Here is a 13079-nt window from a genome sequence, read left to right as displayed (position 1 = left end):
TCTCGATCGCTACGGCCCTCTAGGCACGCCGGGAAGGGCATTGAGAGCACCGCTTTAGGAGTTCGACCTCCCGTACTACTTGCCGGCTGCCGAGCCGATGACACGGCGTAGTGCACACCTCGGGAGGTGGTCAGCGTTCGCTCGCATCTGTGGACGTTGCCGTCAGGGACTGCTGTCAGGCCTGCGACAGAACGACTTTCAAGACCTAACTAGGCCGCCTCGCCCGCCGTCCCGGAAGCGAGATGACCTCGGCAGGCACGCTGTGGCCCACTCCTGGCTGCTCTTCTTGGCCAGAGGTTGGCCAAGAGGGCTGCGGATGTGCCCGGAAAGGCGTCGACAGCACCAGTGTCAGGATGGATGCTGCACTCATGCCAGGAACTCGTACGGTATACGCGGATGAATCGCACTCAACTGGGGAAAACCTTCTCGACCCGGCGCAGCCCGTCTTCTGTGCAGCAGCCGTCTATGTCGACGACGAGCTTGCTCAGCAGATCGTGGACGACGTCAAGGCGAAGCTTCCCTCGGGTCATGGCGAACCGAAGTACACCTTGCTGTCCAAGACACCCAAGGGTCGTGCATCACTCCTATCGGCCTTTGAGTCACTGTCCGACGCAACGATCCAGGCGTACATCGCACACAAGCGGTTCATGGTCACGACCAAAATGATCGATGTCTTGGTCGTAGAGCTGGCACACGAGACCGGTTACAACATGTACGCCGACGGGGCCGCTATCGCCCTGGCGAACCTGCTCTACGCCGGTGGTGGGCTGATGGGGGACGCAACCAGCTTCGACCGGCTCCTTCAAACATTCGTCGATGCGGCCCGTAAGCGCACGCGGGCCAGCGCTGACGACCTGTTCGCTGCGATTTCCGTCTACCAGGCCACTACGCGTCCTGAGTTCTCCGAAGTGTCCGACGTCCTGCAGTACACCCGGACGCAGGCGGACAACATCTTCGCGGAGATTGCCTCCGGAAGGGTGTTGGACAACTTGGACCCCGCATTGCCGTGCTTGGTGGAGGCCTGCCGCGGCATGGGCCGGGCCGTCGGTGACTTTGCCCTGATCCACGACGAGTCCAAGACGTTGGCGCGTCACGCGCAGCTGCTTCTCGCAGTGCACGAGCTGGAGGATCCGGCCCGACCGGGGCGATTGCTTGAGCGCCTGCCCATGACCAGCATCGGATTCTCTGACAGCAGCGCTGTGCCGCAACTACAGATCGCAGACTGGGTGGCGGGTGCGGTGCGCCAGTGGGCTGCGCAGAAGGTCACAGAGCTAACTGATCCCTTTACTGAGGAGTTGGAGGCCGTGGCCATGGAGTGGTGTGTTGGAGGTATCTGGCCCGATCTGTCTGTCGTCGAGAACCCTCGGCGACTGGAGCATGATCCGTTGGATCAGGCCTAGCCGAATCGGCCAGCAGAGCCACCTCGCGTACATCGATCGGGACCGCCGAGAAAGCCTCTACAAGCAGCAGCAACTAGATAACCTGTTGTTGCCCTTGCTGGGGCTGGTCAAGCTGTTGCTCGCGCATACGCTGCTCCGCACGCATGCCCTCTACCGTGGTAGCAAATAGTTCGAGATTTTGAGCTTCGTCAGGCGCATTGTATGGAGCAATTCCCAACTCAAGCGCAGTAGCATGCTGCTCAATGCTGTCGGCCGTCTGCTGAAGATTGAAAGCTCGCTCACGAGGCTTAAAGTATCCCGCTGCTGCCGTGATTACTGTGACAGTGAAGCCGAGACAAATGAGCACCCCTTTAGCGGGCTGGGGAGGGTCATACCATGCAGTTACTGCAGAAATGGCCGCGGAGGTAACGAATAGCAGCCACTGCATTAAGAGATGCAGGCGCCGGTAGTGTCGGGACTCCATGCGCAGCCGGACGACCTCAGGCGGAAGCCTCTCCTTGTAGGATGCCTGCCGATCGGTTGACGGAGGGGTGTGCCGCCTGGTTTCAAGAATATGGTGCTCCTCGGCCAGGGAAAGGTCGAGCCTAAGCTCCCTGACTGATGTCTCAGAATCCTCCCAAACTTGCCCATAGAACTCCGCCCAAAACTGCGCAAATGCAGCAAGCGCCGATAGGGCGGCAATGGCGAAGAAGACGCCATTTATCGCGGTTGGTGTATCCGAATCCAGCCAGATGAAGATTTTCAAGCTGGCCCACGCGAGGAGTGTCAGGGCAAGGAATATCGGTGTTCCGCATAGCCCCAGAACCTGTAGGCGACGATTTTTGATGCGTTGCTTTAAGTCTGCAATATCGCGGCGATGCTGGATCAACACATCAGTGGTCGTCGTGCTGGGAGTACTCACCGGTTCCGCCATCTGTTGCCCCCTCCCCTCGTTCCACGCTGCGCGAGATCTGGGGTAAGAGTCTCCTCGCCTCGACGGCTTGCCGTCCGAATCAGAGCAATAGGCATGGATCGAATCTTACGGATGCTCCGGCCGGCAGGGGTGGGGGTTGGTGCAATTACCCTTCACGGCGCGGCGCCTGCCCCCAACGGGCAAGACGGCTGGGCCTCGTGCCGCCCGTAGGCGGGGACCAGGCTCACCGTCGATTAACCCCAGTATTGGGCAAATCGGTCAACGCGTAGTGGGTGCAGCTCGTGACCTTTTTTGCGGAAGATGAAACAAGGAGAGCCTCGAGACTTATTATCGGCGCATGTCTACTCCAGTAGTGATCGCCAGTATCGCCCTGGCGCTCAGTGTTGCATCGCTCTCATGGCAAGCTTGGAGCTGGTGGTGGTCAGGGCCGATCATCAAGGTCACTGGAGCCTCCGATAGCCCCATTTTTGAGGGACAGCAGAGCGACCTCGGGTATCACTACATTCAGGCCGTGAATACCGGGCGCGCCGCCGCCACGATAGAAGCCTTCGGTATTGTTCTTCCGAGCGGCCTCAAACCTGTCCGGCACCGGCAGGAGGAACTTGATGCCGTAGAGCCGTGCACGCTGCCCTACCGGATTGAACCGCATTCCTCGGCGCGCTGGTACTTCACCCCTCAGATCTTCCAAGGTGAAAACCCGGAAGAGACGCGACCATTCGTGGTGGTAGCAGGCAAAGGTGAACGTGAGGGGAAGAAGTTTTTTCACTGAGAACGCCGCTGCTCTGGCACCAATGAAGGCGCGAGATGGCTCAGCGCCTTAGGTACCAGTTTCAGTTGGTGCTGGGGCTCCAGCAGGGCGAAGCGCTGGGGATCATATGGAAAGCCTCTACCTTGACGCCGGGTACATCCGGATTTCGCAAGAACAGGCTGCGGCCGCTGACCTGCCCCCGCGGCCAAAGTATGGCCCACCGCACGGCTTTGCAGCCTCTGCGGATCGCGCACCTGCCGAGCAGGCGGTCGAGGAGAGGAGCATGGCAGGCTTGAGACAACTACGGAGAGAGGGGGAGCGCGTGTCGCAGCAGGCCAGCCCTCGGGGAACCTTCCTGAAGATTGCTGATGTTGTCCGGGCGCAGATCGATGCTGACGACGAGATGGTTGAACTGCCGTCGGCAGCAGACTTGATGCGCGACCACGGTGTCTCCCGCGGTGTCGCGCTCAGAGTCTTCGGTGTTCTCCAGAAGCAAGGCATCGCGGAGCCAGTACCCGGTGGACGTTGGCGAGTGGTTCGCCGCGAGCAATCCGTCGACCGCCGGCCGTTGGCCGAACGCCTCGCTGATGTGATCACGGATGACGAACTTGGCGTGGGGGCAGCCTTCCCGAGTGCTTCACAGCTGTGCACACGTTTCGATGTCTCACGGCCGACGATCAGCAAAGCGCTCGACAAGCTGCAAGCCGCCGGGCTGCTTTCGGAAGGGAAGCAGGGGAAACAGAGGACTGTGTTGGCCCTGCCGAACCGAGAGGAGAGTTCCAAGCCTTGAGTACTACGGAACTGACCGAGTGGGCCTACCCCCTTGCAGAGTCACTGCTCGCCGAGCCTCTGCCTCGCAGGTGGGCCCATTCTCAAGGGGTCGCAGAGAGGGCCCAGACGATTGCTTCGATCCTGGGTAAGGATGCCGATCTGATGGAGGCCGCCGCGGTGCTGCACGACATCGGGTACGCGCCAGACCTCGCCAAGACCGGCTTTCACCCCCTGGACGGCGCGCGGTACCTCCGGGACGTGGCCCACGCTGATGAACGAGTGGTATGTCTCGTCGCGCACCACTCGTGCGCGTGGATGGAAGCCGAGGCACGCGGGCTGAGCGAGGAGCTGGAGGACGAGTTCCCGCGGTCGCATCCCCACCTTGCCGATGCGCTCTGCTACTGCGACATGAACACGACCCCGGACGGCGCCCCGACAAACCCGGTGGACCGGGTGAACGAGATCGCTGGGCGCTACGGACCGGACAGCCTGATCGGTACGTTTATTCGCCGCGCCGAGCCGGAGATTCTCGCCAGCACTGCGAGGGTCGTCGAGAGGCTCGCCGCTACCAAACGTCAACCGATGTAGGGCGCTGTTCGTCCCTGGTCCATCGCATGCTCGATCCTGAGCCGCATGGTGGGGTGGACATCGAAATCGTTCAGGTCCGCTGGGGACACCCAGCGGACCTGTGTCGTTTCGTCGCTCGTGCGGACATCCCCACCGACCGGACGTGCACGGAAACAGATGCTGAATTGCTGCCGCGCTTCACCGTCGTCGTACAGCATCACGTGGCCTGGGTCGGTGTAGATCCCGGACATGTCGATGACTTCGGCTTTGATCCCCGTCTCTTCCCAGACCTCGCGCACCACGGTGTCGCTGATGGACTCGCCCACGTCGTGGCCCCCGCCGGGTAGGGCCCAACGGCCGTTGTCGGAGCGTTGGATGAGCAGGACATCGCCTGCGTCGTTCTGTACGAACGCCACGACGGACGGCACGACCGAGTTGGCCGGTGGGGCGTCGGGGTCGTGCAGGTAGTCGATGCGTCCCATGCTCAAGCTCCCGTGATGTCGTGATCCGCGACCGGGCGTGCGCTGCCCCAAGTCTGGTCGATGCTATTCGCGTAGGTGTCGAAGAGCCCACCGCCGGGGAGCCGCCGCAGGTGCAGGACAGGCGCCATGTACGCCCCGATTCCGTAGACGTGGGTGTTCACGAGCATCTCGTTGTCGGACCGGAAAAGGGAGTTGTAGAGCGTCCCGTCGTGCAGGCGAAAGCCGATATCGGGGTGGCTCGTGAAGAGGGGGCGGTAGTTCACCAGAGCATTGCGAATCTTGCCGTCCATGATGCGGTGGCCCTCGTCTATGCCGCGTTGGTGGACCGCCGCGCAACCGGGGTCTCCCAGCAGGATTCGGATCTGGGTCGCCCTCTGGACCTTCTTCCTCAGAAGGTCATGGAACAGCGGGTCTTCCGATAGCCACAGGCCGGAGTAGACGAGAACGTCGATGCGCGTCTCCGCGCGTTCGTAGATCTCACGCCACAGGGTGGTGGGCACCATGTGGCGGTGCGGATAGATGGTGACGATCTCCGCTTTGCTCAGGTCAGTTGCCGTGTCCACGCTGCGGGAGTCGTCCCACAAGGTGGTGACATCCACCTTGAGCAGGGACGCCGTGGCGTACTGGTGCCGCCGGTACGGAACCTTCCCCTGAGTGATCCAGCGTTCGACCGTCTTCGGGTTGACCTCGATCGAATCGGCCAGTTCCTGCACGGTCATGCCCTGCGCGAGCAGCGCCGACCGCAAGCGTTCGTTGGACATCGCAACCTCTGGTGGGACGTCTAGGGACTCTCGAAGGTAGCCAGATGAACCCGAGCTGTCTACGTATCGGGTAACCAACGCCCCTGGCCTGCACCGATGCTGATGGTGCGCCAGAAATTCCCGGCGCAAAGCCAAGAAGCTCCACTGCGCTGCTTGACGAACCGTCATGCAGAACCTGTAATACAGGTACCACATTGGTTCGCCGAGTCGGGATCGCTCAACAACTGCACAGCGTGATCCACCGCAGTACGACGGCCGTGACAGCTCCGGCCGGTGGCGAGTGGAGACCAGCCGATCGAGAACGGGCCCGGAGTCACAACCGGGCCCTACACCCCACATGGGGGACACGCCACCGGCTCTAAAGAACCGCACGGCACACCTGCTGCGATGACTTCCGGGACTTCGGACCTCCCCGGAACGAACAGCACCGTGCGCATCGGAGATCCGAAGTACCAGCGCTCACGGTGCCCGGCATTCGGGCCTGCCTCCTCGGCGGGCTGCGGTGTCGGGTCGCCGCGGTCGCTCGTAGTCCACGACCGACCCTCAGACGGCGCGCGGCCCCGGTGGTGACACACCGGGGCCGCTGTTTTGGGCCGTCCACCGACTAAGGAGAAAACGACCCATGAAGACCATCGTTGCTGGTCGCGAGCCCGTTACCCCCGCTGAGTTCATCGAACTGGCCCTGGGTATCGACCTGGAGTTGTTCACCGGAACGGCCACCGAGTCCCTGATGGACCGGGCGGCCCGTCTGGACGTCGCCCACGAGGTTCTCGCAGAGTTCCGCGAGAGCGACCCGGAGACCGCCACGTACGCGGAAAGCCTGCTGCGGACCCTCCCGCTCAAGCAGCCGCACCCGTCTGGCCGGCGCCCCCGCCGCACGGCCCGCCGATCCCTGAACGGCCGCGCGGCCGGTACGGCGGTGGCGGCATGAACGCCCCGAATACCGCCCTGGGTGCATGGTGGCTGCGGCACGGTGGTGCGCTGCTGGTCGCGGCGGCCGTGCTGTCGTGGCTGCTGCCACTCCCGTCGTGGGTTCAGTTCCTGGGGAACCTGCTCGTGGTGGCCGGCTGCTTCCACCTGATGGCCTCACACCGGGCTCACCGCAGCCGAGGCGGGGACGGGGGCGGTGATGAGGCATAAGTCGAGTCCAGCCGAGCAGATCGCCGCCCTACAGGGCATCCAAGCGGGCCTGACGAAAGTGCTCGTGGCGGTCGCGGTGGTGGCTTTGGCGTTCACCGCGACGAACGTGACGCTGTTCGCGATCGACCACCACATCAGCGTATGGATCGCCTGGCTCCTGGACCCCATGGTCGCGGTCGCTCTTGGGGCGGTCCTGATCGTGGACGGCCGGTTGTCGGAGCACGGGGTGCAGCCGTCCGGCTGGGCCACCGGGTTGCGTTGGTTCGCCGGGTTGGGCACGTGGTTGATGAACTGCTGGGGCTCGCTCTGGCCGGCCGGTACCCCGTTCGGGGTACCCCGGGAGATCGACCCGGCCGGCCTCGTCCTCCACTCCATCCCCCCGGTCCTGTTGATCGTTCTCGCCGAGGCGATCACGTACTACCGGCGCGCGATCCTCGACCGGATCGCCGAACTCCGCCACCAGATCGACCCGGTGGTGGAACGGGTGGAAGCCCCGCCCGTCCACCCCGCTTCCACCACGGCATCCACCCCGCCCGCGACAAGCACCCCCGCCCAGGTAGCCGTCGCTGCCAAAAAGCCTTCGGCGCTAGTCATCTGCGGTGGACACCAGGTGTTCCCCCTCACCGTTCCACCCCCTTCCACCCAAGACAGCGGGAAGGGACAGGAGCCGGTCAAGCTGCCCGCGGACGAGGCCGCCCGGGTCATCCGCGAGTGCTGGGTGGAAGGCGTCACCATCCCCGCTGCGGCGCTGCGTTCCACCCGTTCCACCTCCTACGTCCACAAGGTCTACAAGCAGCTCGAAGAAGACGGTCTGCCGCGCCGTCCCCGGTCTGTGGTGGCGCCAGAACCGGCGGGGGTGAGCCTGTAATGGCCACCCTCGATTCCTTCAGCTACGGCGGCGGCGTGCAGTCCACCGCCGCGATGGTGCTCGCCGCACAGGGGCGGATCGACTGCCGTACGTTCCTGATGGGCAACGTCGGTGACGACTCCGAGAACCCAGCAACGCTCCACTATCTCGACGAGTACGCCCGCCCGTTCGCTGCCGAACACGGCATCGAACTCGTGGTCTTGAGCCGGGTGATGGTCCGAAGCGGTGAGACCCGCACCCTGCACAGCGAGATCACCCGCGAAGGCTCCAAAGCGCAGAAGATCCCGGTGCGGCTGACCAATGGGAAGCCGGCGTCCCGGGCCTGCACGGTCGACTACAAAATCAAGGTCGTGGGCCGGGAGCTCAAGCGGCGCGGTGCCAGCGCCAAGAACCCGGCGACCATCGGGATCGGGATCACGCTCGATGAGATCTACCGGGCGAACACGACGCGGGCCGAGCCGCACGAGGTCATCACCTACCCGCTACTGGAGATGCGGCTACGACGTATCGACTGTGCCCGGATCGTTCGGGACGCAGGCCTGCCGATCCCGCCGAAGTCGTCGTGCTGGTTCTGCCCGATGCACAGCCTCAACGCCTGGCACGACCAGCGCCGCAACCAGCCGGAACTGTTCGAGAAGTCCTGCCAGCTCGAAGAGCTCATGAACAAGCGCCAAGCCGCCATGGGCAGGAAACCGGTCTACCTCACCCGCCTCGGCAAACCGCTGCGTGACGGGATCCGGGACGGGGTGGATGTGCTGCCCGGGTTCGAGGACTCGGACGGCATGTGCGACTCCGGGTGGTGCATGACATGACCCCCGAACCCATCGCCGCAGTCGACCTCTTCCGCACCGTCCTCACCGCGGCCGGCAACCGGTGCCAATGCACGGGCACCTGCGGCCAGGCACACGCCCAGTCCGGCGGGCGCTGCCCACGTCAACACGGCCAGCAGGCCCCGCTGATGGCCGCCCCCGCCGACCCGACCACCCCGGAACGCATCGCGGTTTCCCTGCCTGCCAACAGGCTGCGGGCCTGGTGCCCGGGCTGCCACAGCGCGGCCCGCCGCACCGCGAAAAGACCGGTCATCGAGGCGCTTCAAGACGGCCTCTTCGATCTGTGACTCTCCACTGCAAGTGCCGCATACATGCGCAGGGTCCGGCCCTCTCCACCACAGATCCGGCCGGACCCTCCAACTCCGCAAAGGAGTGCACGCAGCATGACCGACACCACCATCACCCCGGTAGCAGCCCCCGCGGCCGCACCGGACATCCCGCCCCCAACACCCGAGCAGAAGCCCACGCCGGCCACGGCTGAGGTGGAGCACACCCCGGGCGGCTGGCCGGTCGTCCCGCTCGCGGTGACCGGCACCAACGCCACCACCTCCCTGCTCGCCGCCGCCGCGCTCGTTGGAGGCCCGGCCGCCCTGGCCCTCGCCGCCACCGGCGCCGTCGTTCTCGGCACCGCCGCAGCGACCCGCAAGCGCCGAGCCAAGAGCAAGCCCCGCAAGGCGGCCACCGGCCGTACCTCGCGGTCTGTGGCCGCGACCGGATCGGCCGGCCGGTCCTCCCGTCACGGCGGATCTGGTCGGGTACCCGGTCAGGTCCGTAACGGGAACGCCGGCACCAGTAAGACCGCAGGCCGCGGCCGGGGGAAGGCAGGCCGCGGCGCTGTCGGTTCCTTGCTTGGGACCGGCAAGTCGAACCGACCGACGAGCGGCTCCGGCAGCCCCGGAAAGACTCCGACCAAGCACGGCTCCGCCGGAGGTACGGGCAAGTCGCGGCGCCGTGCGGGGCAGGTCAAGGCGTTGCGGGACTCGGCCCGCAAGTCGTCCCCGTCTCGGGCCGACCGCCGGTCCGAGACGGCCGGGGCACGGCGTGCCCTGGCGGATGCCCGCCGGGGTGCCAAGACGGCGGCCCTGACGGCGTCCATGGCTCGCAAGGGGCCGATTGGCAGGTCCGTCGGCAAGGCCGCGGGCCGGATCGGTGCGGCCAAGGCCAGGGCGATCGAGCGCAACCGCCAGGTACGCGACCAGCGGACCGCCGGGACGGTCGCTGCTCAGCGTGGCGACGTGCGTAAGGCACCGGCCAGGAGTAAGGCCCGCAAGGCGCTGTGGCGGTCCGCGGCCCGGTTCCAGGGGCGCCGACTGCTCGCCGCGCTGCTCGCCGGAGCCCTCGGGCTGGTCGGGATGGTCTCCACCCCGCTGGACCGGAAGCTCCGTTGGGCTTGGCTGCAGTACCCCGGGCGCCGCCTCTACGCCCGGATGACCCGCACCGCCGGAGAGCAGCGCAACGACCGGGATGACGCCATACGCGCCGCCCTGCAGGACGACGAAGCCGCCGCCGACCAAGAGGCGAACGACAACGCCGACCAGATCAGCGACACGGCACAGCGCCCCGCGGGGCTGACGCCGGCAGCACCCACCACCAGTGCGAGTGAGGGAGAGAACGTGTCTGGTTTCCGATTCGAGGAGTATGCCGCGGAGATGGAGTCCGCGGCCGGTCAGTACGACCCCGAGGACGCCATGGAGATCCTGGCCATGGTCGAGGGGCTCCCGGCCGCGCTCACGAGCGTGGCGAATGTGATGCGGGTCCTGGCCGAGCGTGCCGACAGCGAGTTCCCGCTGGAGAAGGACGTCGCGGACGGCTTCAACGACATCTTCGGCGCCGTCATGAGCGCGGTCGCGGTCGCGGAGGACATGGGGCCGCTGTTCCGGCAGTCCCATGAGCAGGACATCGCCCGCCACGAGGACCCGCGCAACGGGTCCGAAGCCGAGAAGGGATGGAACGTCTGAGATGACCACCACCACACAGGCCAGCACCGGGCCGGTGTGGGACTGGGCTGCCGGTCACGGACCCGTGACCGGCGCCTTGTCCGCCACCACCGGATGCCTCGCCATCGCCACCACCGGAGCAGCCACCGGCATGCCCCCCGGCTGGGCCCTCACCATAGGCGCGGCCGGTGCGATCGGCCACACCATCAGCAGCCTGCGCGAACGCCTCGCCGCACGCACCATCGCCATGCGCTCCGCCTCCTGGCTCATCGGCGCCGGATGGACCACCTGGGCCATGACCACCGGCCCCCTCACCTGGGCCGCCCTCGGATCACTCGCCACCATCGGCGTCGGCATCGGCGCCGCCGCCCGCTCCACCCTCCTCTACGAAGAGGCCCGGGAGCTGGAAGCCATCGCCGCCGATGAACGCCAGGTCAACCGCGAGCTCAGCGCGGAGCGTCGGGCGATCGCCGCGGAGTGGGTGGACCGGGTCCAGCGGGTCTGCAACCTCACCCTGCGGATCCTCGCGGTGGAGATCTGGCCCACCGGCACCGGCTTCACAATCGACGCCGAACTCCCTCCGGGCGGCACCACCTACGACCGGATCGCGCAGCACTCCGCCGCGCTGTCCGCCGACGCCCGCCTCCCGCACGGCTGCACCGCTGTCGCCTCCCAGGGCATCCACCAGGGTCGCGTCCTGATCGATGTGACCACGGTCAACGTGCTCTCAGAGGAGCGCACTTACCCGTCCGACTACAGCCCGTTGTCGATCTACACCGGCATCCCGTGGGGCTACCGCACCAACGCCGAAGAGATCTGCGTGTTCCTGCGCGAGCAGTGCGCGCTGGTCGTCGGCCCCACCGGGTCCGGGAAGACCAACATGGTCCACGTCATCCTCGCCGGGTTCGCCCGCACCACCGACGTTCTCACCTGGGTGATCGACCTGAACGCCGGATCGGCCGGCCTGCCCTGGGTCCGCCCCGCCCTCGACACCAACGGTGCCCCGATCGAGGGAGTACGGCCGGGCATTGACTGGCTCGCCTCGACCTATGAGGAGGCCGTGCTGATGCTCGATGCGGCCCTGGCGATCGGGCTGCGCAGGAAGGTCGCCTATCAGGACTTGATGGTCGAGCGAAACACCGACCAGCTCCCCATCAGCGCGAAGATCCCGCAGATCATGCTGGTCGTCGATGAGGGTGCGGAGATTCTAACCAGCACGGACCGGCGCATGAAGGATCTCGCGAAGAAGATCCTCGAAGTGATCCGGATGCTGCGGGCCATGGGCGTCCGCACGGTCCTCACCGCGCTCGGTGCCACCGGGTCCGTGCTCGGCAACCTGATGATCCGCCGCGAAGCCAAAGCCCGCGTCTGCCTCACTGGTGGCGAGGTGGAGGGCATGGACCTCAGCAAGGTCTTCCCGGGGGCCCGCGGGCTCCGGGTGGACCAGGCACCGTTCAAAGGTGCTGGTTTCATGGGGACGCCGGAGTCTGCGGCTGCCCTGTTCAAGAACTGGCGGATCCTGCCCAACCAGATCCGCGACATCGTCCACGCCACCACCGACATGCACCCGACCCTGGACGACGTCTCCCGCAAGGCGGCGGGCGACGTCTACACAAACCGGTGGGATCCCGAGCGCACCGCGTGGATGCGGGACACCACCCACACATCGGCCATCGACGCCCCGGCGACCGATATCGCTGGTGGGCTGAACCTGTCCGCCCTCCGCGGCGAGCAGGCAGCGCCGGTGACGGATGAGGACGCGGCCGTGCGCGCGTTCATGGAGCAGATCGACGCCCAGTTCGCCACCGCCCCGGAACCCACGGGCACGCCGAAGCCCCCGGCGGCACCGGGGCTGAACCTGTCCGCCCTGCGCGGCAGCGACGAAGAGGGCGGCCCCGCGTGGATTGCTGACGCGGTCGCCGCGATCAAGGCAGCGGGGCCGGCAGGGATGAAGCCGTCCGCCGTCGCCGATCTCGTGCGACGCAGTCGACAGGCCGTGCGGGCCGCGCTGAAAGCAGCAGCCGAGCGAGGCGAACTGGTCTATCGGGACAACGGACCGCACTCCGTCTACGTCCACCCCGATCACGCCTGAGCGGCTCACAGAGCGCTACTGGCTAGTGCCAACTTGCCACTAGCCACTAGAACACCCCTCTACTGGCAACCAGGGGGCCCCAACAGGCCGTTTCAGCTTGCCAGTAGGCAGTAGCCACTAGCCAGTACAACCACACACCGTCACCAACGGGCCCCGCCGGAACACCCTCCGGGGGGCCCGTCCGCACCCGGAAGGAGCACGTCATGAACGACCGCGAACCGCCGGGAACCACCATCCGGCACATACCCGCCGACGACTGGAACCGCGCGCAGGCCAACGGGAAGCCCGTCGTCATCGTCATCCGCGACCGCCACGGCGTCGAGTGGCGCCGCTGCCTGTTCCCGTTCGCCGTCGCCGGCGCCGTCGTGCTGGGTTGCTGGGGGCTGGTGGCCGTCCTGTGTGCGCTGCTCGACTTCGCCGCCCACACCGTCACCGTCATCGCAGGCGCCGCCGGACCGATCGGCATCGGGGGCGGCGTCACTCTCAGGCTCGCCCGCAGGCGCTAACTGTGCCAAGGGCGGCCCCCGTCTCACGCCAATGATCCGGGGCCGCCCTTGCCTGCCAGCACTC

Annotated in this window: 15 protein-coding genes; 12 read left to right on the top strand and 3 right to left on the bottom strand. The window is 66.1% G+C overall.

The annotated features are described in order from the left end of the window. The first annotated feature begins 353 nt into the window (after positions 1 to 353). A complete protein-coding gene (locus ACFQ6X_RS15245; RefSeq protein ID WP_383181517.1) occupies positions 354 to 1400 on the top strand; it encodes a DUF3800 domain-containing protein in 1047 nt (348 codons plus the stop codon). A gap of 73 nt (positions 1401 to 1473) precedes the next feature. Here the strand turns inward: ACFQ6X_RS15245 and ACFQ6X_RS15240 are convergent, their stop codons facing one another. After that, positions 1474 to 2301 (bottom strand): DUF4231 domain-containing protein, encoded by an 828-nt coding sequence (locus ACFQ6X_RS15240; protein WP_383181514.1) that lies wholly within the window; start codon positions 2299 to 2301, stop codon positions 1474 to 1476. A 349-nt stretch (positions 2302 to 2650) separates the two neighbouring features. On the opposite strand from ACFQ6X_RS15240, the gene ACFQ6X_RS15235 reads away from it, so the two are divergent. The 3 genes from ACFQ6X_RS15235 (at position 2651) to ACFQ6X_RS15225 (ending at position 4420) form a co-directional block, all read left to right on the top strand. Beyond that, positions 2651 to 3082, top strand: coding sequence for a hypothetical protein (locus ACFQ6X_RS15235; protein WP_383181511.1), 432 nt, complete (start codon positions 2651 to 2653; stop codon positions 3080 to 3082). 301 nt (positions 3083 to 3383) lie between these two features. Continuing rightward, positions 3384 to 3851, top strand: coding sequence for a GntR family transcriptional regulator (locus ACFQ6X_RS15230; RefSeq protein ID WP_383181508.1), 468 nt, complete (start codon positions 3384 to 3386; stop codon positions 3849 to 3851). After that, positions 3848 to 4420: an HD domain-containing protein gene (locus ACFQ6X_RS15225; protein WP_383181505.1), complete on the top strand. Its 573-nt coding sequence runs from the start codon at positions 3848 to 3850 to the stop codon at positions 4418 to 4420. The genes ACFQ6X_RS15230 and ACFQ6X_RS15225 overlap by 4 nt, the downstream gene beginning before the upstream one ends. Here the strand turns inward: ACFQ6X_RS15225 and ACFQ6X_RS15220 are convergent. Together ACFQ6X_RS15220 and ACFQ6X_RS15215 are read right to left on the bottom strand one after the other, a co-directional pair. After that, a complete protein-coding gene (locus ACFQ6X_RS15220; RefSeq protein WP_383181502.1) occupies positions 4408 to 4881 on the bottom strand; it encodes an NUDIX domain-containing protein in 474 nt (157 codons plus the stop codon). The genes ACFQ6X_RS15225 and ACFQ6X_RS15220 overlap by 13 nt on opposite strands. A gap of 2 nt (positions 4882 to 4883) precedes the next feature. Further along, positions 4884 to 5642, bottom strand: a complete 759-nt coding sequence (locus ACFQ6X_RS15215; RefSeq protein ID WP_383181499.1) for a helix-turn-helix domain-containing protein — start codon at positions 5640 to 5642, stop codon at positions 4884 to 4886. Between the two features lie 622 nt (positions 5643 to 6264). Here ACFQ6X_RS15215 and ACFQ6X_RS15210 point away from each other — a divergent pair. The 8 genes from ACFQ6X_RS15210 to ACFQ6X_RS15175 all read left to right on the top strand — a co-directional run bounded on the left by ACFQ6X_RS15210 (position 6265) and on the right by ACFQ6X_RS15175 (position 13015). After that, positions 6265 to 6573 (top strand): hypothetical protein, encoded by a 309-nt coding sequence (locus ACFQ6X_RS15210; protein WP_383181496.1) that lies wholly within the window; start codon positions 6265 to 6267, stop codon positions 6571 to 6573. Then, positions 6570 to 6782, top strand: coding sequence for a hypothetical protein (locus tag ACFQ6X_RS15205; RefSeq protein WP_383181493.1), 213 nt, complete (start codon positions 6570 to 6572; stop codon positions 6780 to 6782). The genes ACFQ6X_RS15210 and ACFQ6X_RS15205 overlap by 4 nt, the downstream gene beginning before the upstream one ends. Further along, a complete protein-coding gene (locus tag ACFQ6X_RS15200; protein WP_383181490.1) occupies positions 6772 to 7650 on the top strand; it encodes a hypothetical protein in 879 nt (292 codons plus the stop codon). Before ACFQ6X_RS15205 ends, ACFQ6X_RS15200 begins: the two co-directional genes overlap by 11 nt. Next, entirely contained in the window at positions 7650 to 8462 is an 813-nt protein-coding gene (locus ACFQ6X_RS15195) for a phosphoadenosine phosphosulfate reductase (protein WP_383181487.1), read from the top strand. Before ACFQ6X_RS15200 ends, ACFQ6X_RS15195 begins: the two co-directional genes overlap by 1 nt. Next, entirely contained in the window at positions 8459 to 8767 is a 309-nt protein-coding gene (locus ACFQ6X_RS15190; protein WP_383181484.1) for a hypothetical protein, read from the top strand. The genes ACFQ6X_RS15195 and ACFQ6X_RS15190 overlap by 4 nt, the downstream gene beginning before the upstream one ends. Before the next feature lie 96 nt (positions 8768 to 8863). After that, a complete protein-coding gene (locus ACFQ6X_RS15185; protein ID WP_383181481.1) occupies positions 8864 to 10438 on the top strand; it encodes a hypothetical protein in 1575 nt (524 codons plus the stop codon). Position 10439: 1 nt separating this feature from the next. After that, positions 10440 to 12509, top strand: coding sequence for a hypothetical protein (locus ACFQ6X_RS15180; RefSeq protein ID WP_383181479.1), 2070 nt, complete (start codon positions 10440 to 10442; stop codon positions 12507 to 12509). A 203-nt stretch (positions 12510 to 12712) separates the two neighbouring features. Next, complete coding sequence (locus tag ACFQ6X_RS15175) at positions 12713 to 13015, top strand: hypothetical protein (protein WP_383181476.1); 303 nt, start codon at positions 12713 to 12715, stop codon at positions 13013 to 13015. Positions 13016 to 13079 lie beyond the last annotated feature (64 nt).

The sequence above is a fragment of the Streptomyces sp. NPDC056452 genome (assembly GCF_042796085.1).
Lineage (GTDB): Bacteria > Actinomycetota > Actinomycetes > Streptomycetales > Streptomycetaceae > Streptomyces.
The sequence above is the reverse complement of the archived record's forward strand: the minus strand, read 5'-3'. Positions and strand labels throughout refer to the sequence as shown.